Here is a 20,159-nt window from a genome sequence, read left to right as displayed (position 1 = left end):
TATGGGATGCCGATCCCGGGCGCAATGATGTCGTGGGGGTGTGGTGGCCCGGTGACGCCGAAGCGTTCGTTCTCTGGCGGTACTGTTCGGCGAATGAGCAGGCTTAATCTGGACGACTTCACCGATCTGATCGAGCGCCCGGACGGGGGCGTGCGCCGTGACGCCGAGGCCCGGCGGGAGCGCCAGATCGTGCCGCCCGGGGCGCTGGGCCGCCTCGACGGGCTGGGCGAGTGGCTGGCCGCCGCGCAGGGTGCCGTACCGGTACGGGCCCTGGAACGGCCGCGGGTGATCCTTTTCGCCGGTGACCACGGAGTGGCCGAGCTGGGCGTCTCGGCCCGTCCCGCGGGCAGCGCGGAGCAACTGGTGCGGGCGGTACTGGAGGGCGCGAGCCCGGTGTCCGTGCTCGCGCGCCGGCTCGAGGTACCCGTACGGATCGTCGACATGGCCCTGGACTGCGCGCCGGACGCCTTCCCGGAGGACGTCGTACGGCACCGGGTGCGGCGCGGCAGTGGCCGTATCGACATCGAGGACGCGCTCACCCTGGACGAGGCCGAGGCGGCACTGCGCGCGGGCATCGCCGTCGCCGACGAGGAGGCCGACTCGGGCACGGACCTGGTGGTGCTCGGTGACATCAGCGTGGGCGGCACCACGGCCGCGGCGGTACTGATCGCCGCGCTGTGCGGGACCGACGCGTCGGTGGTGACCGGGCGGGGCGGGCTCGCGATCGACGACCTGGCGTGGATGCGCAAGTGCGCGGCGATCCGGGACGCGCTGAGGCGGGCGCGGCCGGTGCTCGGCGACCAGCTGCAACTGCTGGCGACCGTGGGCGGGGCGGACCTCGCGGCGATGACCGGGTTCCTGCTGCAGTGCGCGGTGCGGAAGCTGCCGGTGATTCTCGACGGGGTCGTGGCCGCGGCGTGCGCGCTGGTCGCGCAGCGGGTCGCCTTCCGGGCGCCGGACTGGTGGCTGGCCGGGCACGACAGCGGGGAGCCGGGGCAGGCGAAGGCGCTGGACCGGATGGCCCTGGAGCCGCTGCTGGAGCAGGGGGTGAGGGTCGGCGAGGGCGCGGGTGCCTTGCTGGCGCTGCCCGTGGTGCGGGCGGCGGCGGCGCTGGCCGCGGAGCTTCCGGAGAAGGAGCCGGAGGAGACGAAGGAGACGAAGGCGTAGCCGGGTCGGCCGCAAAAGCGTACGCACCCCGCACAGACCGGAAAAGTGCGGTTGGCCCGGGCGGCGCCCATATGATCCCTACCCATGGGAGATGCCCGAATTGCCGTGCCGCAGCAAGCCGAGCCGGGGCGCCCGGGTGAGGAGGGGCGGCGGTCCACCGGGACTTCCCGACGGGCCGCCGCCTTCGCCGTCTGGTATCTGCGGACCGTCACCTTCATCAACTTCCTCAGCGCGGTCTGGGTCTCGCTCGGCCAGGACGTACGCCGGCACAACCATGACGACTTCTTCACGCCGTACCTGCTGACGGCCGGCTTCGCCTCGGGTGTGTTCACCGGGTTCCTGGCGATCACGATGCGGCGCAGAAAGCGGGCCGCCTGGATTCTCAACCTCGTGCTCAGTGGGCCCTTCCTCGCGCTGTTCGCGTTCGCCATGGCGTTCCCGGAGATCCGGCGGTACCCGCAGAACTGGATCTCGCTGGTGCTCACGGCCGCGTTCACCGGCGCGCTGCTGGTGGGCCGCCGGGAGTTCTACGCCAAGGGCGACCGGTCCAACCCCCGGCTCGCGGCGACGGTCGCCGTCGGTGGCGGACTGCTGGCGAGCCTGCTGGCCGGGCTGCTGGTGACGGTCACCAACCAGGCGCCGGACACGGCCAGTTCGGCCTTGGAGCGCTGGCACTACGGCACCCTGCGCCTGGTGTCGGTGGCCGCCGACGAGTCCCGCTTCCCCGGGATCGACCCACCGAACTGGGCCAACGTCGCGATCAACGTGCTCAGCACGGCGCTCGTCCTCGCCGTGTTCTACGCAGCCTTCCGCTCCCGGCGTGCCGTCGACCCCCTCACCGAGGACGACGAGAAACAGCTGCGGACCCTGCTGGACCGGCACGGTGAGCGGGACTCGCTGGGCTACTTCGCGCTGCGCCGGGAGAAGAGCGTGGTGTGGTCGCCGACGGGCAAGGCGGCCGTCGCCTACCGGGTGGTCGGCGGGGTGAGCCTGGCCTCCGGGGATCCGCTCGGGGACCCGGAGGCGTGGCCGGGCGCGATCGCGCCGTGGCTGGCCCAGGCGCGGGCGCACGGCTGGATCCCGGCGGTGATGGGGGCGAGCGAGGAGGCCGGGACGATCTATGCCCGGCACGGCCTGGACGCGCTCGAACTCGGCGACGAGGCGATCGTGGAGATCGCCGACTTCACCCTGGAGGGCCGGGCGATGCGGACGGTCCGGCAGGCGTACAACCGGGTGAAACGGGCCGGGTACGAGGTGCGGATCCGGCGGCACGAGGACATCCCGGCGCAGGAGATGGCGTATCTCCTCGCGCGTGCGGACGACTGGCGGGACGGGGCGACGGAGCGCGGCTTCAGCATGGCGCTCGGCCGGCTCGGGGACCCCGACGACGGGCGGTGCGTGATGCTGGAGTGCACCGACGCCGAGGGGGAGCTGCGGGCGCTGCTGTCCTTCGTGCCGTGGGGGCCGCACGGGCTGTCCCTGGACCTGATGCGCCGCGACCGGCACTCCGACAACGGGCTGATGGAGTTCATGGTCATCGAGTTGCTGCGGCGGGCCGGCGAGATCGAGATCACCCAGGTGTCACTCAACTTCGCGATGTTCCGTTCGGTCTTCGAACGTGGCGCCCGCCTCGGTGCCGGACCGGTGCTGAGGCTGTGGCGGTCGCTGCTCAGCTTCTTCTCCCGCTGGTGGCAGATCGAGTCGCTGTACCGCGCCAACGCCAAGTACCGGCCCATCTGGGAGCCGCGGTTCCTGCTCTTCGAGAAGAGCGCGGACCTACTGCGCATCGGCCTCGCCTCGGCCCGCGCGGAGGGCTTCCTGGAGGCGCCGGGACTGCCGAAGTGGCTGCACCGCAGACACCTGGACACGCACCGATGAGGAACGCTTGATGAGCACGCCGGCCCGCTGGGCCCGTGAGGAGTGGGGGCTGCTGTACGTCACCGTACGGGAGACCCTGCTGAAGCGGCACCTGCGGGTGGTGCCGATGACGGTCGCGGCGGTGTGTCTGACGTCCCTTCTGCAGTACGTGCAGAACCGGGCGTGGGGCTATCAGTTCGTGCAGAACGTGGGCGCCGTACGGGCCGAGGACCCGCTGTGGCTGGCCCTGCTGCGCACTCCCCTGTCGCTGTTCGTCCCGGCGCTGGATCTGCCGGTGTGGGGCGCCCTGGTGCAGATCCTGCTGGTGTTCGGGATCTCCGAGGTGTGCATCGGCTGGTGGCGGACGCTGGTCATCGCGTACGTCGCCACGCTCGCCGGCACCCTGTACGCGCGCATCGGCATCTCGCTGGGCGCACACGCCCCGTTCGGGCTGCCGTGGACGTACGCGCAGGTGGTGGACACCGGCCCGTCGGCGGCCGTGGTGGGGCTCGCCGTGTTCGTCGCCTGGCGGTACGGCGCCTATCTGACGGCCGGGGCGGTGACCGTGGCGATGGTCGCGGAAGTGCTGATCAAGGAGAACCTGGCGGGCAAGGAACATCTGGCCGCGCTGATGGCGGTGGGGATGATGTGCCTGCTCGTGGCGGTGCGGCATCGCCACCGGCACCGGCTGCGCCTGAAGCCGCTGCGGACCTACGGCCGGCGGGTCCGGCGACATCAGCGACGATCCGGCAGCCGGCCCGAACGCGGATCGGGCCTGCCCCCGATCAAATCCTGAAAGGTTCGACGCGGCCGCGCCCACCGCCGGTCGTGACGGTAGGCGCGCAGGACCGCCTTGGCGCGGGCGCGGGGGCGGCGGCCGTAGAAGCGGCGGGCCCACGGCGAGTCGGGGCGGGCCAGCCGGACGGCGCCGACCAGCGCGACCAGCGGCACGATCGCCCCGAAGACCGCGATGCGCGCCTTGCCCTTGCTCAGGGCGATGAGCGCGAAGAGGAAGTTCATGGCGATGGTGGTGAGGGCGCTGCCGCGGTTCTGCAACTCCTGCTGGGTGAGGTCGTTGACGCCGAACGGGGAGAACCCGGCGAGCAGCAGCCCGCCGAGCGCGGCGGTGAGCACGACGACCTCGACGCTCTTGCGGCCCTCCTCGCTCCAGTAGACGTCGTCCAGATGCAGGATCAGCGCGAACTCGTCCAGCACCAGCCCGGCACCCATCCCGAACACCACGGCGGCGATGGCACCGCCCGCCCCGTGCCGGTCGCTGGCGACCGCGCCGAATCCGCCGACGACGGTGAGGACGACCCCGGGCACGACGTGGTGGATGTGCAGCCCGCCCGCCTTGACGTTGCCGAACGGGCCCTTGCCGGCCCGGATCAGCCGCGTGATGACCCGGGTGACCACGAAGGTGAGCACGAAGGCCGCGAGGGCGAGCAGCAGCGGGAGCTTGCCCGGTTCGACGATGTTCCGTAGCCACCAGTGCCCCATATGCGCACCATATCCCCGGGCACCGCAGGCGGCTCCGCAACCGCCGGGTAACCTTCGCCGGTGCCCAAGTCCTCCCCTTACGACGGCCTCCGCTTCGCCTTCGGCACCCTCACCGTGCTGCCCGTACGGGTGCACCGCTGGGACCGCCGGGCGGCACGCGGCGGCATGCTGAACGCCCCCGTCGCCGGGCTGGCCGTCGGCGGCTGCGCGGCCGGTCTGGGGCTGGTGCTGCTCTTCCTGGGCGCCGGCCCGCTGCTCGCCGCCGTCGCCTCGGCCGCCGTACCCGCCGCCCTGACCCGCGGGCTGCACCTCGACGGACTCGCCGACACCGCCGACGGGCTGGGCAGCGGCAAGCCCGCGGAGGACGCGCTGCGGATCATGAAGCAGTCGGACATCGGGCCGTTCGGGGTGCTCACCCTGGTCCTGGTGGTGCTCGCCCAGGTCGCCGCGCTGGCACAGCTGTACGGCGCCTCCTGGGCGCGGGGTGCGCTGGCGGCCGTCGTCTCGGCGGTCGCCGCCCGCCTCGCCCTCACCCTGGCCGCGAGGACCGGCGTGCCGGCCGCCCGCCCGGAGGGGCTGGGCGCGGCGGTGGCGGGGGTGGTGCCGGTACCGGGGGCGCTGGCGGTCACGGCGGCGTTCACGGTCGGTTCGGCGGCCTGGGGGACGGCCCTGGGCCCGTACGACGCCGTGCGCGCGGCGACCGCGGTGCTGCTGGCCCTGGCCGCGGCCGAAGTCCTGCTGCGCCGCTGTGTGAGCCGCTTCGGCGGTGTCACCGGGGACGTCTTCGGCGCCTTGGCGGAAACAGCGGCGACAACCGCGCTCGTGGCGCTTTCCCTGGGCCGTTAAACTTCTGGGCCGTACACGGACAAGGAAGCTGTCATTCGGGGGACATCCGTGCTCAGACTGCGCCGTGCCATGGCCTGGTTCATAGATTTCGCGCTGGTGGTGGCGGCGGCCTCGCTGCTCGCCGTGCTCACCTTCCACCGGATCGGCGCGCTCGTCACCGACGTTCCGGAGCTGGCCACCAAGGGCGGCTTCGACCTCGTCACCTCGCGCGGTGACGTCATCGGCGCCTCCGAGCACCTCGGCCTGTCCCTGTGGGACAACGTGGTGCTGGACGTGGAGGAGGCCTTCGGCGCGCTCGTCGTCGTCACCTTCCTCTACCAGTGGGCCTGCCTCACCTGGCTCGGCCGCACCCTCGGCAAGGGCGTGCTCGGCCTGCGGGTCACCCCGCGGCTGTCCCGGCACGCCCTGCGCCGGGCCGCCGTCACCACCGCCGTCGACGTCGCGGTGTACGCGCTGGCCTGTGTGCTGCTGGTCGAGGGGCAGTTCGGGCTCTCGGTGCTGGTGTGGGCGGTCGCGGTGGTGCTGTTCCTGGTCAACGCGCTGACGGTGCTCTTCCCCGGCCGCCGCTCCCTCGCCGACCGGCTGGCCGGTACCTCGGTCGTGGGCCTCCTTCAGCGGGCGGAGGCCAGCCCGATGGGCAGCGTCCCCCAGAGGTGAGCGCCCGCGCCGGGCACCGCGCAGTGCACGGCGGCGCCCCGCTCCCGCACCGCACCGGCCACGTCCGCCCCGGCCGGGACGCCGTACACCAGGTGGGCCTGGGGCACCCCGGACGGGTCGGCGCGGGACCGCGGGGGTGTACGGCCGTACGTCGCCCAGGGGCCCTCGAAGGTGACGAGGAGGTCGGCCGGCGCCGCGTACGCGGGATGCGGCTGCGTGCCGTGGTTCAGCACGAGCGGGCCGCAGCCGAGGGCGCGGGCGACGGCGGCGAGGCGCTCGTAGCAGCCCAACTCCTCGGTTCCGGCGCTCACTTGGCCCAGGAAGACGCCCTGGGTACCGTACCAGGCACGGTGCCGCGTCAGGTCGCTCACCACATCCCCGTACGGCCTGTGGGCGTATCCCGTGTGCAAAGTGAGTGCCGACTGCAGTGCGCCCGGTGTCGCCCACGCCGAACGCTCCCCCGCGTACGCCGTGCCGAAGGTGGTCGTGCCCAGCAGTTGCGGTGAGTCATGAAAGGGTTCCTCCCCCACAGGCCGGCGGACGGACGGCCCACCGGAACGCGACGACTATCGCCGCATCCCGGCCACGCGGGAGGCGGAAACGGCCACCGCGCCACGCACAGGTGAACGCCCGCAGGAATGAGCGAACGCGCACACGCGCGTAGTCTCGTCCCGGGTGTTCGCCGACAGGGTGAAGGCCCCGGTTGCCACCTGCGCCCAGGCATGGACCTAGGGTCGGCTCTCGGGCCCGGTCGACCCACCCCACATCGGCCACAGCAACTTCACATCGGAAGCGAGATTTCACCACCGTGACTGCTCTGACTCTCAGCACCTCCGCGGCGCCCGGCCTGCGGGCCGACGCGATCGTGATCGGTGTCGCCAAGAGCGCTGGATCCAGGTCTGGGGACCTCGTGGTAGCGCCGGGCGCCGAGGCCGTGGACAAGGCGTACGACGGCAAGCTGGCCGGCGTCCTGGAGACCCTCGGCGCCTCGGGTGCCGAGGGCGAGCTGACGAAGCTGCCCGCTCCGGCCGGCTTCAAGGCACCGCTCGTGGTGGCGGTGGGCCTGGGCGAGGAGCCTGACGCCAAGAGCGAGAACGCGGGCGACGAGGGCTACGACGCCGAGGTGCTGCGCAAGGCCGCCGGCGTGGCCGCCCGGGCGCTCGCCGGCTCGAAGAAGGCCGCGTTCGCGCTGCCCGTCGACAGCCCCGGCGCCATCGGCGCGATCAGCGAGGGCATCCTGCTCGGCGCGTACTCGTTCGACGCCTACAAGGAGAACGGCAAGGACGCCAAGGCCAAGAACGGCAAGGCGCCGCTGGCCGAGGCCGCGCTGCTCGGCGGCAAGCCGCGCGACACCGCCCACAAGGGGGCCGTCGCCCGCGCCGTCGCCGTCTGCGAGGAGCTGAACCGCGCCCGCGACCTGATCAACACCCCGCCCAACGACCTGACCCCCGCCTCCTTCGCCGGCATCGCGCAGGCCGCGGCCAAGGAGCACGGCATCAAGGTGCAGGTGCTCGACGACAAGGCGCTGGCCAAGGGCGGCTACGGCGGCATCCTCGGCGTCGGCGCCGGCTCGGCGGCCACCCCGCGCCTGGTGAAGCTGTCGTACACGCACCCGAAGGCGGCCAAGCACCTCGCCTTCGTCGGCAAGGGCATCACCTACGACTCGGGCGGCATCTCGCTGAAGCCGGCCGGGCACAACGAGACGATGAAGTGCGACATGAGCGGCGCCGCCGCCGTGTTCGCGGCCGTCGTCGCCGCGGCGCGCCTCGGCCTGGAGGTCAGCGTCACCGGCTGGCTGGCGCTGGCCGAGAACATGCCGTCCGGCTCCGCCGTGCGCCCGGGTGACGTGCTGCGCATGTACAGCGGCAAGACGGTGGAGGTCCTCAACACCGACGCCGAAGGCCGGCTGGTGCTCGCGGACGCGCTGTGGGCGGCCTCGCAGGAGAAGCCTGACGCGATCGTGGACGTGGCGACCCTCACCGGCGCGATGATGCTGGCGCTGGGCAACCGGACGTTCGGTGTCATGGCCAACGACGACGCGTTCCGCTCCGCGGTGTACGAGGCGGCGGACGAGGTCGGCGAGCCGGCCTGGCCGATGCCGCTGCCGGAGCACCTGCGCAAGGGCATGGAGTCCCAGGTCGCCGACATCGCGAACATGGGCGAGCGGATGGGCGGCGGACTGGTCGCCGGTCTCTTCCTGCGCGAGTTCGTGGGCGAGGGGATCACGTGGGCGCACCTGGACATCGCCGGGCCGGCGTTCAACGAGGGCGGTCCGTTCGGGTACACGCCCAAGGGCGGCACCGGTTCTGCCGTACGGACGCTGGTCCGGCTGGCGGAGCTCACCGCCGCGGGTGACTTGGGCTGAAACGCCTGATGGCGCGGTCCGTTCCGTAGTACGGATCCGCCGCGTGGGGTTGTTCGCGCCCACGCGGCGGATCCGCATGTCAGACACGGCCCCGCGCCCCTTGGTCACGCGCGCCTCCCGTTTTCAGCTGTACGTGGGGTGTCTCACACTCCAGCCCGGCGTCTCGTCCGCCTCGAACAAGTGCAAAGATGGAGCCCGGCAGGACAGGGCCCCCACCGAAGGGCCGAAGCATCAAGCGGCCGGACACCAGCCGCCCGCCGGTCACAGGAGATCGGCGCAAGGCGCACATGCATGGAGGACGTGACGTGGCGAACGACGCCAGCACCGTTTTCGACCTAGTGATCCTCGGCGGTGGTAGCGGTGGTTACGCCGCGGCCCTGCGCGGGGCGCAGCTGGGCCTGGACGTCGCCCTGATCGAGAAGGACAAGGTCGGCGGCACCTGCCTGCACCGGGGTTGCATCCCCACCAAGGCCCTGCTCCACGCGGGCGAGATCGCCGACCAGGCCCGCGAGAGCGAGCAGTTCGGCGTGAAGGCGACCTTCGAGGGCATCGACGTCCCGGCCGTCCACAAGTACAAGGACGGCGTCATCGCCGGCCTGTACAAGGGCCTGCAGGGTCTGATCGCCTCCCGCAAGGTGACCTACATCGAGGGTGAGGGCCGGCTGTCCTCCCCGACCTCCGTCGACGTCAACGGCCGACGCGTCCAGGGCCGCCACGTCCTGCTGGCGACCGGCTCCGTGCCGAAGTCGCTGCCGGGCCTGGAGATCGACGGCAACCGGATCATCTCCTCCGACCACGCCCTCGTCCTGGACCGCGTGCCGAAGTCCGCGATCATCCTGGGCGGCGGTGTCATCGGCGTCGAGTTCGCCTCGGCGTGGAAGTCCTTCGGCTCGGACGTCACGGTCATCGAGGGCCTGAAGCACCTCGTCCCGGTCGAGGACGAGAACTCTTCGAAGCTTCTTGAGCGCGCGTTCCGCAAGCGCGGCATCAAGTTCAACCTCGGCACCTTCTTCCAGAAGGCCGAGTACACCCAGGACGGCGTGAAGGTCACCCTGGCGGACGGCAAGGAGTTCGAGGCCGAGGTCCTCCTCGTCGCCGTCGGCCGCGGCCCGGTCTCGCAGGGCCTGGGCTACGAGGAGCAGGGCGTCGCCATGGACCGTGGCTACGTCCTGGTCGACGAGTACATGCGGACCAACGTCCCGACCATCTCCGCCGTCGGTGACCTGGTCCCGACGCTCCAGCTCGCGCACGTCGGCTTCGCCGAGGGCATCCTGGTGGCGGAGCGTCTGGCCGGTCTGAAGGTCGTTCCGATCGACTACGACGGTGTCCCGCGGGTGACGTACTGCCACCCGGAGGTCGCCTCCGTCGGCATCACCGAGGCCAAGGCCAAGGAGATCTACGGCGCGGACAAGGTCGTCGCTCTGAAGTACAACCTGGCGGGCAACGGCAAGAGCAAGATCCTGAACACCGCGGGCGAGATCAAGCTCGTCCAGGTCAAGGACGGTGCCGTGGTCGGCGTCCACATGGTCGGCGACCGCATGGGTGAGCAGGTCGGCGAGGCCCAGCTGATCTACAACTGGGAGGCGCTGCCGGCCGAGGTCGCCCAGCTCATCCACGCCCACCCGACGCAGAACGAGGCGATGGGCGAAGCGCACCTGGCGCTCGCCGGCAAGCCGCTGCACTCCCACGACTGAGCCTTCGGTCAACGGGCGCGACGACACAGACTTCCGCAATTCGTTAGGAGCAACCGAAACCATGGCGGTTTCCGTAACCCTTCCGGCGCTCGGCGAGAGCGTCACCGAGGGCACTGTCACCCGCTGGCTGAAGGCCGAGGGCGAGCGCGTCGAGGCCGACGAGCCGCTGCTCGAGGTCTCGACCGACAAGGTCGACACCGAGATCCCCTCCCCCGCCGCCGGTGTGCTGGCCTCCATCAAGGTCGCCGAGGACGAGACCGTCGAGGTCGGCGCCGAGCTGGCCGTCATCGACGACGGCACGGGTGCGCCCGCTGCCGCCCCGGCCCCCGCCGCTGCCGAGGCTCCGGCCGCCGAGCCCGCCCCGGCCCCGGTCGCCGAGGCCCCGGCCGCCCCGGCTCCCGCCGCCGCTCCGGCCGGTGGCGCCGAGGGCACGGACGTGGTCCTGCCCGCGCTCGGTGAGTCCGTCACCGAGGGCACCGTCACCCGCTGGCTGAAGTCGGTCGGCGACTCCGTCGAGGCCGACGAGCCGCTGCTCGAGGTCTCCACGGACAAGGTCGACACCGAGATCCCGGCGCCGGCTTCCGGCGTGCTGCTCGAGATCGTGGTGAACGAGGACGAGACCGCCGAGGTCGGCGCCAAGCTCGCCGTCATCGGCGCCCCGGGTGCCGCCCCGGCCGCCGCTCCGGCTCCGGCCGCCCCGGCCCCCGCCGCCGCCCCGGCTCCGGCCGCGGCTCCGGCTGCCCCCGCGCCCGCCGCTCCGGCCGCGCCCGCCGCTGCCGCCCCGGCTCCGGCTGCCCCGGCCCAGCCCGCGGCTCCGGCGCCCGCCCCGGCTCCGGTCGCCCCGGCCACCGCGCCCACCCACCCGACCGCCACCCAGGCGACCGACGAGGGCGCGTACGTCACCCCGCTGGTGCGCAAGCTCGCCGCCGAGAACGGCGTCGACCTGGCCACCGTCAAGGGCACCGGCGTCGGCGGCCGTATCCGCAAGCAGGACGTCATCGCCGCCGCCGAGGCCGCGAAGGCCGCCGCCGCTGCCCCGGCTCCGGCCGCCGCTGCTCCGAGCGCCGCGAAGAAGGCCCCCGCCCTGGAGGTCTCCCCGCTGCGCGGCCAGACCGTGAAGATGCCGCGGATCCGCAAGGTCATCGGCGACAACATGGTCAAGGCGCTGCACGAGCAGGCCCAGCTGTCGTCGGTCGTCGAGGTCGACGTCACCCGCCTGATGAAGCTGCGCGGCAAGGCGAAGGACTCCTTCGCGGCCCGTGAGGGCGTCAAGCTCTCCCCGATGCCGTTCTTCGTCAAGGCCGCCGCCCAGGCGCTGAAGGCCCACCCGGTCATCAACGCCAGGATCAACGAGGCCGAGGGGACCATCACCTACTTCGACACCGAGAGCATCGGTATCGCGGTGGACTCCGAGAAGGGCCTGATGACCCCGGTCATCAAGCACGCCGGCGACCTCAACATCGCGGGCATCGCCAAGGCCACGGCGGAGCTGGCCGGCAAGGTCCGCGCCAACAAGATCACCCCGGACGAGCTGTCCGGCGCGACCTTCACCATCTCCAACACCGGTTCGCGTGGCGCGCTGTTCGACACGATCATCGTGCCGCCGGGCCAGGTCGCGATCCTCGGCATCGGTGCCACGGTCAAGCGTCCGGCCGTCATCGAGACCGAGGAGGGCACGGTCATCGGCGTCCGCGACATGACCTACCTGACCCTCTCCTACGACCACCGCCTGGTCGACGGCGCCGACGCGGCCCGTTACCTGACGGCGGTCAAGGCGATCCTGGAGGCGGGCGAGTTCGAGGTCGAGCTGGGCCTGTAAGCCCGCTGGGCTCTGCGCCTGTACGGCACCCCGTCCGGAGCTTTCCGGGCGGGGTGTTCGTGTTTGTCGGCACAAGAAGCGTGTAAGCCTCGTCTCACCTGCGCAAAAGCACCCTTACGTGCCCTACCCCCGGAGCGAACCCGCCGTATTGTCTAAACGTCAGCCCTCCCTAAGGAGCCCCCATGACCGCGCCCGTCGTCCACTCGCTGCGCGAACAGATCCGCGAGCACATCGTGGAAGGGATCGTCAGCGGGCGCTGGCAGCCGGGTGAGCGGATCGTGGAGCGCCGGATCGCCACCGAGCTGGAGGTCAGCCAGACCCCGGTCCGTGAGGCCCTGCGCGAGCTGGAGTCGCTGCGGCTGATCGAATCCGCGCCGAACAAGGGCGTGCGCGTACGCAACCTGACCGCGGCGGACCTGGAAGAGAGTTACCCCGTACGGGCCGGCCTGGAGGCCATCGCGGCGGAACTGGCCGCCGACCGTCTCGCCGAGGACTGCTCGGCCCTGGAGCCGCACGTCCTGGCCCTGTACGAGGCCGACCGCAAGGCCGACGGCACCGCCCAGGTCCGTCACACCGTCGGCTTCCACCGCGCACTCGTGCGCGCCGCACAGAACTCGGTGCTGCTGCACACCTGGGAAGGGCTGGGCATCGAGGTCTTCACGGCGCTGTCCATCCGCTGGCTGGGCACGGTCCAGCAGTCGTACGCGGAGGAGCACGAGGAGCTGGTGGCCGCCTTCAAGCGCCGGGATCCGCGCATCGCGGAGATCGTGAAGGCGCACGTGCTGGGCTGCGCGCCCCGCGCTTGATTCAGTCGAGCAGGCCCCCGCTCAAACGCCGCCCCACCTGCGAAAACAAGGCGATTCAGCGTCACCGGGTGCCATCGCCGAAGGCACCGCGTGCCGACTTTCTCCAAATCAAGAGTTTTTCCCCCTCAACCCTTTGATCGATCATCGATCAGGGAGTTACAGTCGCCGACGGACTTCCACCGAAGTCCTAGCCCTGTCCTGCCAAAGACCTAGGGCACCCCCGAACCCTTACCGATGAGGGAACCCCCTTCGACTGAGGAAGGCGGCGACATGACCGACCCCAACGCCATCCAGCCGAGCGCGCTCGACCAGCTCCCGGACCGCGACCCGGAGGAGACCGCCGAATGGCAGGCCTCCCTCGACGCCGTCGCCAGGGAGGCCGGGCCGCACCGCGCCGCGTACCTGATGCGCCGCACGCTGGAGCGCGCCGAGGCGGGCGGCATCGCGCTGCCGAAGCTCCTCGAGACGGACTACGTCAACACCATCCCGACCGCCGCCGAGCCCGCGCTGCCCGGCGACCCGGAGATGGAGGCCCGGATCACGGCCTGGAACCGGTGGAACGCGGCCGCCATGGTGACCCGTGGCAGCAAGTACGGCGTCGGCGGGCACATCGCCACCTTCGCCTCCGCCGCCTGGCTGTACGAGACCGGCTTCAACCACTTCTTCAAGGGCAAGGAGGGCGACGGCTCCGGCGACCAGCTGTACATCCAGGGCCACGCCTCCCCCGGTATCTACGCCCGCGCCTTCCTCGACGGCCGCCTGAACGAGGCGCACCTGGACAACTTCCGCCAGGAGGCCGGCGGCAACGGCCTGCCGTCGTACCCGCACCCGCGCCGGCTGCCCTGGCTGTGGGAGTTCCCGACGGTGTCGATGGGCCTCGGCCCGCTCTCCGCCATCTACCAGGCGCGCTTCAACCGCTACCTCACCAACCGCGGCATCAAGGACGTCTCCGCCTCGCACGTGTGGGCGTTCCTCGGCGACGGCGAGATGGACGAGCCCGAGTCGACGGCGGCCCTCGCCCTCGCCGCCCGTGAGGAGCTGGACAACCTCACCTTCGTCATCAACTGCAACCTGCAGCGCCTCGACGGCCCGGTCCGCGCCAACTTCAAGATCGTGCAGGAGCTGGAGGCCCAGTTCCGCGGCGCCGGCTGGAACGTCGTCAAGACGCTGTGGGGCTCCGCCTGGGACGAGCTGTTCGCCCTGGACACCACCGGCGCGCTCGTACGCCGCCTGCGCGAGGTACCGGACGCGCAGATCCAGACGTACCAGACCCGCGACGCCGCCTACATCCGCGCCGACTTCTTCGGCAAGGACCCGGCGCTGGCGGAGATGGCGAAGCTGCTCGGCGACGACAAGATCCTCGAGTGCTTCCACCTCTCGCGCGGCGGTCACGAGGCCCGCAAGGTCTACGCCGCGTACAAGGCCGCCGTCGAGCACAAGGGCGCGCCGACCGTGATCCTGGCCCAGACGGTCAAGGGCCACACCCTCGGCGAGGGCTTCGCGTCGAAGAACGCCAACCACCAGATGAAGAAGCTGACGGTGGACGAGTTCAAGACGATGCGCGACCTGCTCGGCCTGCCGATCAAGGACAGCGACTTCGCCGACGGCCAGGTTCCCTACGGCCACCCGGGCGCCGACTCCCCCGAGGTCCGCTACCTCCAGGAGCGCCGCGCGGCCCTCGGCGGCCCGGCCCCGGCCCGCCGCACGCACGCGCTGGCCCCGCTGCCCGCCCCCGCCGAGAAGGCCTTCGCCTCCTTCGACAAGGGCTCCGGCTCGCAGAACGTGGCCACCACCATGGCCTTCGTCCGCCTGGTCAAGGACCTGGTCCGCGACAAGGAGACGGGCAGGCGCTGGGTGCCGATCGTCCCCGACGAGGCGCGCACCTTCGGCATGGAGTCGCTGTTCCCGTCGCTCGGCATCTACTCACCCAAGGGCCAGACGTACGAGCCGGTCGACCGCGACCAGCTGATGTACTACAAGGAGGCCAAGAACGGCCAGATCCTCAACGAGGGGATCACCGAGGCCGGTTCGATGGCCGACTTCATCGCGGCTTCGTCGTCGTACGCGACGCACGGCGAGGCGATGATCCCCTTCTACATCTTCTACTCGATGTTCGGCTGGCAGCGCACCGCCGACCAGATGTGGCAGCTCGGCGACCAGCTCGGCCGCGGCTTCCTCGTCGGCGCGACCGCCGGCCGTACGACCCTGACGGGCGAGGGCCTGCAGCACGCCGACGGCCACTCCCCGGTGATCGCCGCGACCAACCCGGCCGCGCTGACGTACGACCCCGCGTTCGCGTACGAGATCGCGGTGATCGTCCGCGAGGGTCTGCGCCGGATGTACGGCGAGGCCAAGCCGGGCGAGGACCAGAACGTCTTCTACTACCTGACGGTCTACAACGAGCCGCTGCCGCAGCCCGCCAAGCCGGCCGGCCTCGGCATCGACGAGGGCATCGTCAAGGGCCTGTACCGCTTCAACACGGTGGAGTCGGCGGGCCTGTCCCCGGCCGCCAACGCCCCGCGCATCCAGTTGCTGGGCTCCGGTACGGCGATCCACTGGGCCCTTCAGGCCCAGAAGCTGCTCGCCGAGGAGTGGGGTGTCGCGGCCGACGTCTGGTCGGCGACCTCCTGGTCGGAGCTGCGCCGCGACGCGATGGAGGCGGACGCCGCCCTCCTGCGCGGCGAGGAGCGGGTGCCGTACGTCCGCCAGGCGCTGCAGGGCGCCGAGGGCCCGGTGCTGGCCGTCTCCGACTACATGCGCCAGGTCCCGGACCAGATCGCGCAGTGGGTCGAGCAGGACTGGTCCTCGCTGGGCGCCGACGGCTTCGGTCTGTCGGACACCCGTGAGGCCGCCCGCCGCCACTTCGGCGTCGACGCCGAGTCGATCGTCGTCGCGGCGCTGGCCCAGCTGGCCAAGCGCGGCGAGGTGAAGGCCACGGCGGTCAAGGAGGCCCGGGAGAGGTACGGGCTGTAAGACGGCCCGCACAACGGGGAGACGGCCGGTCCGGCAGCGCCGGACCGGCCGTCGCTTTTTCATCCCTTGGTGGCCGGTTCCCGGCCGGTCGAGGGGTCGTCGAAACGGGACAGCGCATCCTGCAGTTCGGTCAACTGGCGCAGTATGCCCGCGCGTTGCTCGACCAGGCCGCCGACCGGGGTGAATCTGCTGTCGGCGATGATCGCGGCCACCGTACGGCGCAGGCCGCTCACCGTCTCGTTCGAGAGGATCCGGTCGGCCTTCTCCTGCGCCTCGGTCACCAGCTGCACGGCCCGGCGCTCGGCGTCGATGCGCAACCTCTCGGCCTCCAGGCGCAGTTGCTCGGCACGGCCCTCGATCTCCGTGAGCCGTTTCCGCGCCTTGTCCTGCCGCGCGGCCAGATCCCGTTCGGACTGCTCGCGCCGCTTGGCGAGGTTCGTCTCGAAGTCGGCGGCGGCCCGCGCGGCCACGGCGCGGGTCTCCTCGAAGAGGGCATCGGCCTCCTCGCGCTTGGCCTGCGCGTCCCGCTGGGCCTCGGCCAGCAGCCCGGCCGCGTCGGCCTTCGCCTGCTCGACGATCCGCACGCCCTCGCGCTCGGCCCGGGTCCTGCGCTCCGTGACGTAGGCCTCCGCGTCGGCGCGCACCTGCCGGGCCGCCGCCTCCGCCAGCTCCCGGTGCTGCTCGGCGGCGCGCGCGGCCTTTGCACGCAGCTCCCGGGCGTCCTCCAGGGCGGCTGCGCGCAGCGCGGCGGCCTCCCCCTCGGCGCCGGCCCGCCCCGTCGGGGATGCCGCCTCGCCCAGGTCGCCCAGCCGGTCGAGGACCTCACGGGCCGTGGCGGGACGCTCCTCGGGGGCGCGGGACAGCAGATCGAGGACGAGCCTGTCCAGCGCGGGCGGGACGGCGGGGTTCAGCCCGCGCGCCGGCTCGATCCGGCCCTCGAAGAGCAGATGCATCTGCGCGTAGGGGTTGTCGGCGACGAGCGGGGGCCGGCCGGTGAGCATGAAGTAGAGCAGGCAGCCGAAGGAGTAGAGGTCGGTGCGGTGGTCCACGGTGCGTTCGCCGCGCGCCTGCTCCGGTGACATGTACAAAAGGCTGCCGATGGCGACGCCGGTGCCGGTGAGGCCGCTGACCAGGACGGTGTCGCCGAGGAACTTGGCGATGCCGAAATCCAGCACCTTCAGGTCGCCGTCGGCGTCGAACATGACGTTCTCCGGCTTGATGTCCCGGTGCACGATGCCCTGCCGGTGCGCGGCGTCCAGGGCGGCGGCGACCTGCCCCGCCCAGGCCACGGCCCGCTGCCAGGAGGGTCGTTCCTGCACGACCGCGTCGTACAGGGTCCGCCCGGTCAGGCGCTCCATCACCATGTAGAGGACGCGTTCGCCGTCCAGGACGGCCTCACCGCAGTCGTGGGCGATGACCGTGTACCGGCCGGGCAGCCGGGCCGCCGACCTGATCTCGCGGCGGAACCGGAGGAAGGTCTCGTGCTCGCCCATCCGCGGCAGTGCGGTGACGAGTTTGACCGCCACGTCCCGGTGCATCCGCGCGTCACGGGCGGCCCAGACCTCCCCCATGCCGCCCCGGCCCAGCCGTTCGACCAGTTCGTACCGGCCGTCGAGGACCTCTCCCCGCATACCCCGCCCCTTCCCCGCTCCCCTTGGGCCTCAAGCGTAGGAGATCTCCGCCCGGGCGGCGGGCTTCGTGGCAGGCTGGCGCCATGCGTGCGGCCCGGCTCATCAAGATGGTGCTCCTGCTGCAGTCCCGGCCGTCCATGACCGCCGCCGAACTCGCGCGGGAGCTGGAGGTGTCGGAGCGGACGGTCACCCGAGACGCGCAGGCGCTGTCGGAGGCGGGTGTGCCGGTGTACGCGGACCGGGGGCGGGCCGGCGGATACCGGCTGGTCGGCGGGTACCGGACGCGGCTGACGGGGCTGGCCAGGAGCGAGGCGGAGGCGCTGTTCCTGAGCGGGGTGCCGGGGGCGCTGCGGGAGATGGGTCTGCAGGACGCGGCCTCCGCGGCCCGGCTGAAGGTGTCCGCGGCGCTGCTGCCGTCGCTGCGGGACGCCCCGGACAGCGCGGCCCAGCGGTTCCATCTGGACGCGCCGGCCTGGTTCCGCGAGCCGGAGCCGCCCGCGCTGCTGCCGGTGGTCGCGGAGGCGGTGTGGGACGACCGCCGCGTCGTCGCCCGGTACCGGCGCGGCGAGAATGAGGTGGAACGGGTGCTGGAGCCGTACGGGCTCGTGCTCAAGGCGGGCGTCTGGTACCTGTGCGCACGGGTGGCCGACGCCGGCTCCTCCCGAACCGGCGACCGTTCCTCCCGAACCGACCACGGCTCCTCCCGAACCGGCGACGGCCCTTTCCGGACCTACCGGATCGACCGGTTCAGTGCCGTGGAACCCCTGAAGGAACGGTTCGCCCGTGATCCGGACTTCGATCTGCCCGGCCACTGGGCCGAGCAGGCCGAGCGGTTCGCGCGCTCGCTCCTGCGCGCCGAGGTCGTCGTACGGCTGTCGCCGGAGGGTGTGCGCAGGCTGCGGTACGCCGTCGATCCGGTGTCGGCGCGCGAGGCGCTCGGCGCGGTGGACGAGCCGGACGGGGCGGGCTGGGTGACGGTGACCGTGCCGGTGGAGTCCGAGGAGGTCGCGCACACCCAGCTGACGGCGCTCGGCCCGGAGGCGGAGGTGCTGGCCCCGGAGAGCCTGCGCGAGCGGTTCGCGGCGGACGCGGCCCGGCTGGCCGGGCTGTACGGTCCTGCGGACCCCGGACACCGCCGTACGGACGGCGGATAACGATCCGCCGTACTCCGGCCTACTCCACGTGCGTCCCACCGGTGGAGGCCCGATGCTGGTGCCGTGATGGACGAGACGGAGTTCTGGGAGCTGATCGACGCCGCGCGCGAGGCCGCCGAGGGCGACCCCGAGGAACAGGCCGACGTGCTCGTGGACCGGCTGCTCCAGCTGGACCCCGATCTGATCCTGGACTTCGCCCGTCACTTCGAGGCCCGCTACAACCGCGCCTACCGCTGGGACCTGTGGGGCGCCGCCTCGGTACTGCTGGACGGGGCCAGCGACGACGCGTTCGACTTCTTCCGGTGCTGGCTGATCGGCCAGGGCCGGGAGGTCTACGAGGGCGCGCTGCACGATCCGGACTCGCTCGCGGAGCTGCTCGGCGAGTTCGACGAGGAGATCGACGGCGACGGCGAGGAGCTGGGCTATGCGGCGGACGAGGCCTACGAGCAGCTGACCGGCACCGTCGCGCCCGACCTGGGCATCGCCGCGGCGCCCGCCGAGCCGGAGGGCGACCCGGTGGACTTCGAGAACGACCGGGTGCTCGCAGAACGGTTTCCGCGGCTGTGGGACCGCTTCCGGGAGTAGCCCGCCCCGGCCCGGCCGGCCGAGCGCCCGCGGGCGGTGTCGGCCGGCGGACAGGCCTGGGTCCGGCCGGCCCGCACCGCGTGGTGCGGCGGGGCGGCGTTGGCCTGGTCGAGGGCGGATGCGGTGGCCGCGGCCGGGCCGAGGACGACGGACGCGACGGCGCAGAGCACCTCCAGTCGACTGCGTGGCACCTAGGGGGTTCCTGTGGGCCGTGCCAGGGTGGTGGGCCGTGCCTTGACGGTCCGTGCCGAGGTGGTGGGCCGTGCCTTGACGGTCCGCGCCGGGGTGGTGGGCCGTGCCTTGACGGTCCGTGCCGGGGTGGTGGGCCGCGCCTTGACGGTCCGTGCCGCGGTGGGCCGGCCCTGGAGGCGGGCGGCCTTCTCCCTGATCTCGGGGAGGCGGGCGGTGAGGGCGGCGCCGGGGCAGTTGGTCATGAAGCCGTCGTTGTGGCCGGCCAGGGCGGGCAGGGTGACGGTGCTGCCGGCCTTGTAGCGGCTGAGGCTGTTGCTGGAGACCAGACGCACGCTCCCGCGCGGGTCGATGTCGGCGAGGCCGAGCTTCCAGGCGGCCAGGGCGGCGATGGCGTCGGTCATGGCCTGCGGCACGGGGACACCCTCGGTGAAGGTGCCGATCGCGGCGATGCCGACGCTGCGGTGGTTGAAGCCCTGGGCATGGGCGCCGGTGACGGGCCGGTCGACGCCTCCGGCGCGGCCTTCGTAGATGGTGCCGCAGCGGTCGACGAGGAAGTTGTAGCCGATGTCGTCCCAGTTCCGGTCACCGGTCTGGCCGGCGTACAGGTGACGGATGATCTGCGGCGCGTCGGCGCAGTCGTACCCGCCGGGCGAGTCGGTGTGGTGGAGGAAGACGGCGACCACCTTGTCGTCGTAGCGCGGCGGCGGCTGGTTGCTCCCGGCGGTGCCCAGCCAGACGGAGCGGGGCACGATGGCCGGCCGGGCGGCGAGGTGGGCGGGGGTGCGGGCCGGGGCGGCCCGGTCCGGGCGGGCCACGGCGATCCGCTCGACGTCACGGGCGCACACGGGGAGGGCGAGGGCGGCCGCCAGGCCGGGCAGACAGCCGAGCAGCACCAGCAGGGCGCAGGGTATCC

At 72.2% G+C, this 20,159-nt stretch carries 14 protein-coding genes and 3 pseudogenes; 12 read left to right on the top strand and 5 right to left on the bottom strand.

Annotated elements, in window-relative coordinates:
• The first annotated feature begins 93 nt into the window (after window positions 1-93).
• The 3 genes from cobT (at window position 94) to BFF78_RS47450 (ending at window position 3,820) form a co-directional block, all read left to right on the top strand.
• Window positions 94-1,167 (top strand): nicotinate-nucleotide--dimethylbenzimidazole phosphoribosyltransferase, encoded by a 1,074-nt coding sequence (cobT, locus tag BFF78_RS30320; RefSeq protein ID WP_069781322.1) that lies wholly within the window; start codon window positions 94-96, stop codon window positions 1,165-1,167.
• Window positions 1,168-1,251: 84 nt separating this feature from the next.
• Complete coding sequence (locus BFF78_RS30315) at window positions 1,252-3,045, top strand: phosphatidylglycerol lysyltransferase domain-containing protein (protein ID WP_069781321.1); 1,794 nt, start codon at window positions 1,252-1,254, stop codon at window positions 3,043-3,045.
• A 10-nt stretch (window positions 3,046-3,055) separates the two neighbouring features.
• Complete coding sequence (locus BFF78_RS47450; RefSeq protein WP_069781320.1) at window positions 3,056-3,820, top strand: hypothetical protein; 765 nt, start codon at window positions 3,056-3,058, stop codon at window positions 3,818-3,820.
• On the opposite strand, the gene BFF78_RS30305 is transcribed toward BFF78_RS47450, so the two are convergent.
• The gene (locus BFF78_RS30305; RefSeq protein WP_069781319.1) at window positions 3,760-4,524 is read right to left on the bottom strand and encodes a hypothetical protein; all 765 of its coding nucleotides are present in this window, start codon (window positions 4,522-4,524) and stop codon (window positions 3,760-3,762) included. The genes BFF78_RS47450 and BFF78_RS30305 overlap by 61 nt on opposite strands.
• A gap of 60 nt (window positions 4,525-4,584) precedes the next feature.
• On the opposite strand from BFF78_RS30305, the gene BFF78_RS30300 reads away from it, so the two are divergent.
• Together BFF78_RS30300 and BFF78_RS30295 are read left to right on the top strand one after the other, a co-directional pair.
• Window positions 4,585-5,370 (top strand): adenosylcobinamide-GDP ribazoletransferase, encoded by a 786-nt coding sequence (locus BFF78_RS30300; protein WP_069781318.1) that lies wholly within the window; start codon window positions 4,585-4,587, stop codon window positions 5,368-5,370.
• Between the two features lie 69 nt (window positions 5,371-5,439).
• Window positions 5,440-6,027: an RDD family protein gene (locus tag BFF78_RS30295; protein WP_069783906.1), complete on the top strand. Its 588-nt coding sequence runs from the start codon at window positions 5,440-5,442 to the stop codon at window positions 6,025-6,027.
• On the opposite strand, the gene BFF78_RS30290 is transcribed toward BFF78_RS30295, so the two are convergent.
• On the bottom strand, window positions 5,982-6,398 hold the full coding sequence (locus BFF78_RS30290) for a spherulation-specific family 4 protein (protein WP_237282555.1): 417 nt from the start codon (window positions 6,396-6,398) through the stop codon (window positions 5,982-5,984). The genes BFF78_RS30295 and BFF78_RS30290 overlap by 46 nt on opposite strands.
• A 437-nt stretch (window positions 6,399-6,835) precedes the next feature.
• Between BFF78_RS30290 and BFF78_RS30285 the strand changes: the two genes are divergently transcribed.
• The 5 genes from BFF78_RS30285 (at window position 6,836) to aceE (ending at window position 15,684) form a co-directional block, all read left to right on the top strand.
• Complete coding sequence (locus BFF78_RS30285; RefSeq protein WP_069781316.1) at window positions 6,836-8,392, top strand: leucyl aminopeptidase; 1,557 nt, start codon at window positions 6,836-6,838, stop codon at window positions 8,390-8,392.
• A gap of 305 nt (window positions 8,393-8,697) precedes the next feature.
• Window positions 8,698-10,086 (top strand): dihydrolipoyl dehydrogenase, encoded by a 1,389-nt coding sequence (gene lpdA, locus BFF78_RS30280; protein WP_069781315.1) that lies wholly within the window; start codon window positions 8,698-8,700, stop codon window positions 10,084-10,086.
• Between the two features lie 61 nt (window positions 10,087-10,147).
• Window positions 10,148-11,905, top strand: coding sequence for a 2-oxoglutarate dehydrogenase, E2 component, dihydrolipoamide succinyltransferase (gene sucB, locus BFF78_RS30275; protein WP_069781314.1), 1,758 nt, complete (start codon window positions 10,148-10,150; stop codon window positions 11,903-11,905).
• A 182-nt stretch (window positions 11,906-12,087) separates the two neighbouring features.
• Window positions 12,088-12,711, top strand: a complete 624-nt coding sequence (locus BFF78_RS30270; protein WP_069781313.1) for a GntR family transcriptional regulator — start codon at window positions 12,088-12,090, stop codon at window positions 12,709-12,711.
• 270 nt (window positions 12,712-12,981) lie between these two features.
• Window positions 12,982-15,684 carry a pyruvate dehydrogenase (acetyl-transferring), homodimeric type gene (aceE, locus tag BFF78_RS30265; protein WP_069781312.1) on the top strand — a complete coding sequence of 901 codons (2,703 nt, stop codon included), beginning with the start codon at window positions 12,982-12,984 and terminating at the stop codon, window positions 15,682-15,684.
• A 256-nt stretch (window positions 15,685-15,940) separates the two neighbouring features.
• Here the strand turns inward: aceE and BFF78_RS48510 are convergent.
• Window positions 15,941-16,415: pseudogene (locus BFF78_RS48510) on the bottom strand (cellulose-binding protein); the annotation flags it as partial.
• Between the two features lie 96 nt (window positions 16,416-16,511).
• A pseudogene (locus BFF78_RS48505) lies at window positions 16,512-17,315 on the bottom strand (serine/threonine-protein kinase); the annotation flags it as partial.
• Window positions 17,316-17,398: 83 nt separating this feature from the next.
• Between BFF78_RS48505 and BFF78_RS30255 the strand changes: the two are divergent.
• Together BFF78_RS30255 and BFF78_RS30250 are read left to right on the top strand one after the other, a co-directional pair.
• Entirely contained in the window at window positions 17,399-18,469 is a 1,071-nt protein-coding gene (locus BFF78_RS30255; protein WP_069781311.1) for a helix-turn-helix transcriptional regulator, read from the top strand.
• Window positions 18,470-18,535: 66 nt separating this feature from the next.
• On the top strand, window positions 18,536-19,054 hold the full coding sequence (locus BFF78_RS30250; RefSeq protein ID WP_069781310.1) for a DUF4240 domain-containing protein: 519 nt from the start codon (window positions 18,536-18,538) through the stop codon (window positions 19,052-19,054).
• A gap of 356 nt (window positions 19,055-19,410) precedes the next feature.
• Here the strand turns inward: BFF78_RS30250 and BFF78_RS48500 are convergent.
• Window positions 19,411-20,139 (bottom strand): annotated as a pseudogene (locus tag BFF78_RS48500) (peptidoglycan recognition protein family protein); the annotation flags it as partial.
• Window positions 20,140-20,159: the final 20 nt, after the last annotated feature.

It is taken from the genome of Streptomyces fodineus (assembly GCF_001735805.1).
Taxonomy (GTDB): domain Bacteria; phylum Actinomycetota; class Actinomycetes; order Streptomycetales; family Streptomycetaceae; genus Streptomyces; species Streptomyces fodineus.
This window is presented reverse-complemented; position numbering and strand designations above follow the sequence as displayed.

What these genes read in the sequence shown, in the direction of transcription:
- cobT (WP_069781322.1), top strand. Translation starts at nt 94, where the DNA reads ATGAGCAGGCTTAATCTGGACGACTTCACCGATCTGATCGAGCGCCCG.
- BFF78_RS30315 (WP_069781321.1), top strand. Translation starts at nt 1,252, where the DNA reads ATGGGAGATGCCCGAATTGCCGTGCCGCAGCAAGCCGAGCCGGGGCGC.
- BFF78_RS47450 (WP_069781320.1), top strand. Translation starts at nt 3,056, where the DNA reads ATGAGCACGCCGGCCCGCTGGGCCCGTGAGGAGTGGGGGCTGCTGTAC.
- BFF78_RS30305 (WP_069781319.1), bottom strand. Translation starts at nt 4,524, where the DNA reads ATGGGGCACTGGTGGCTACGGAACATCGTCGAACCGGGCAAGCTCCCG.
- BFF78_RS30295 (WP_069783906.1), top strand. Translation starts at nt 5,440, where the DNA reads ATGGCCTGGTTCATAGATTTCGCGCTGGTGGTGGCGGCGGCCTCGCTG.
- sucB (WP_069781314.1), top strand. Translation starts at nt 10,148, where the DNA reads ATGGCGGTTTCCGTAACCCTTCCGGCGCTCGGCGAGAGCGTCACCGAG.
- BFF78_RS30270 (WP_069781313.1), top strand. Translation starts at nt 12,088, where the DNA reads ATGACCGCGCCCGTCGTCCACTCGCTGCGCGAACAGATCCGCGAGCAC.
- aceE (WP_069781312.1), top strand. Translation starts at nt 12,982, where the DNA reads ATGACCGACCCCAACGCCATCCAGCCGAGCGCGCTCGACCAGCTCCCG.
- BFF78_RS30255 (WP_069781311.1), top strand. Translation starts at nt 17,399, where the DNA reads ATGCGTGCGGCCCGGCTCATCAAGATGGTGCTCCTGCTGCAGTCCCGG.
- BFF78_RS30250 (WP_069781310.1), top strand. Translation starts at nt 18,536, where the DNA reads ATGGACGAGACGGAGTTCTGGGAGCTGATCGACGCCGCGCGCGAGGCC.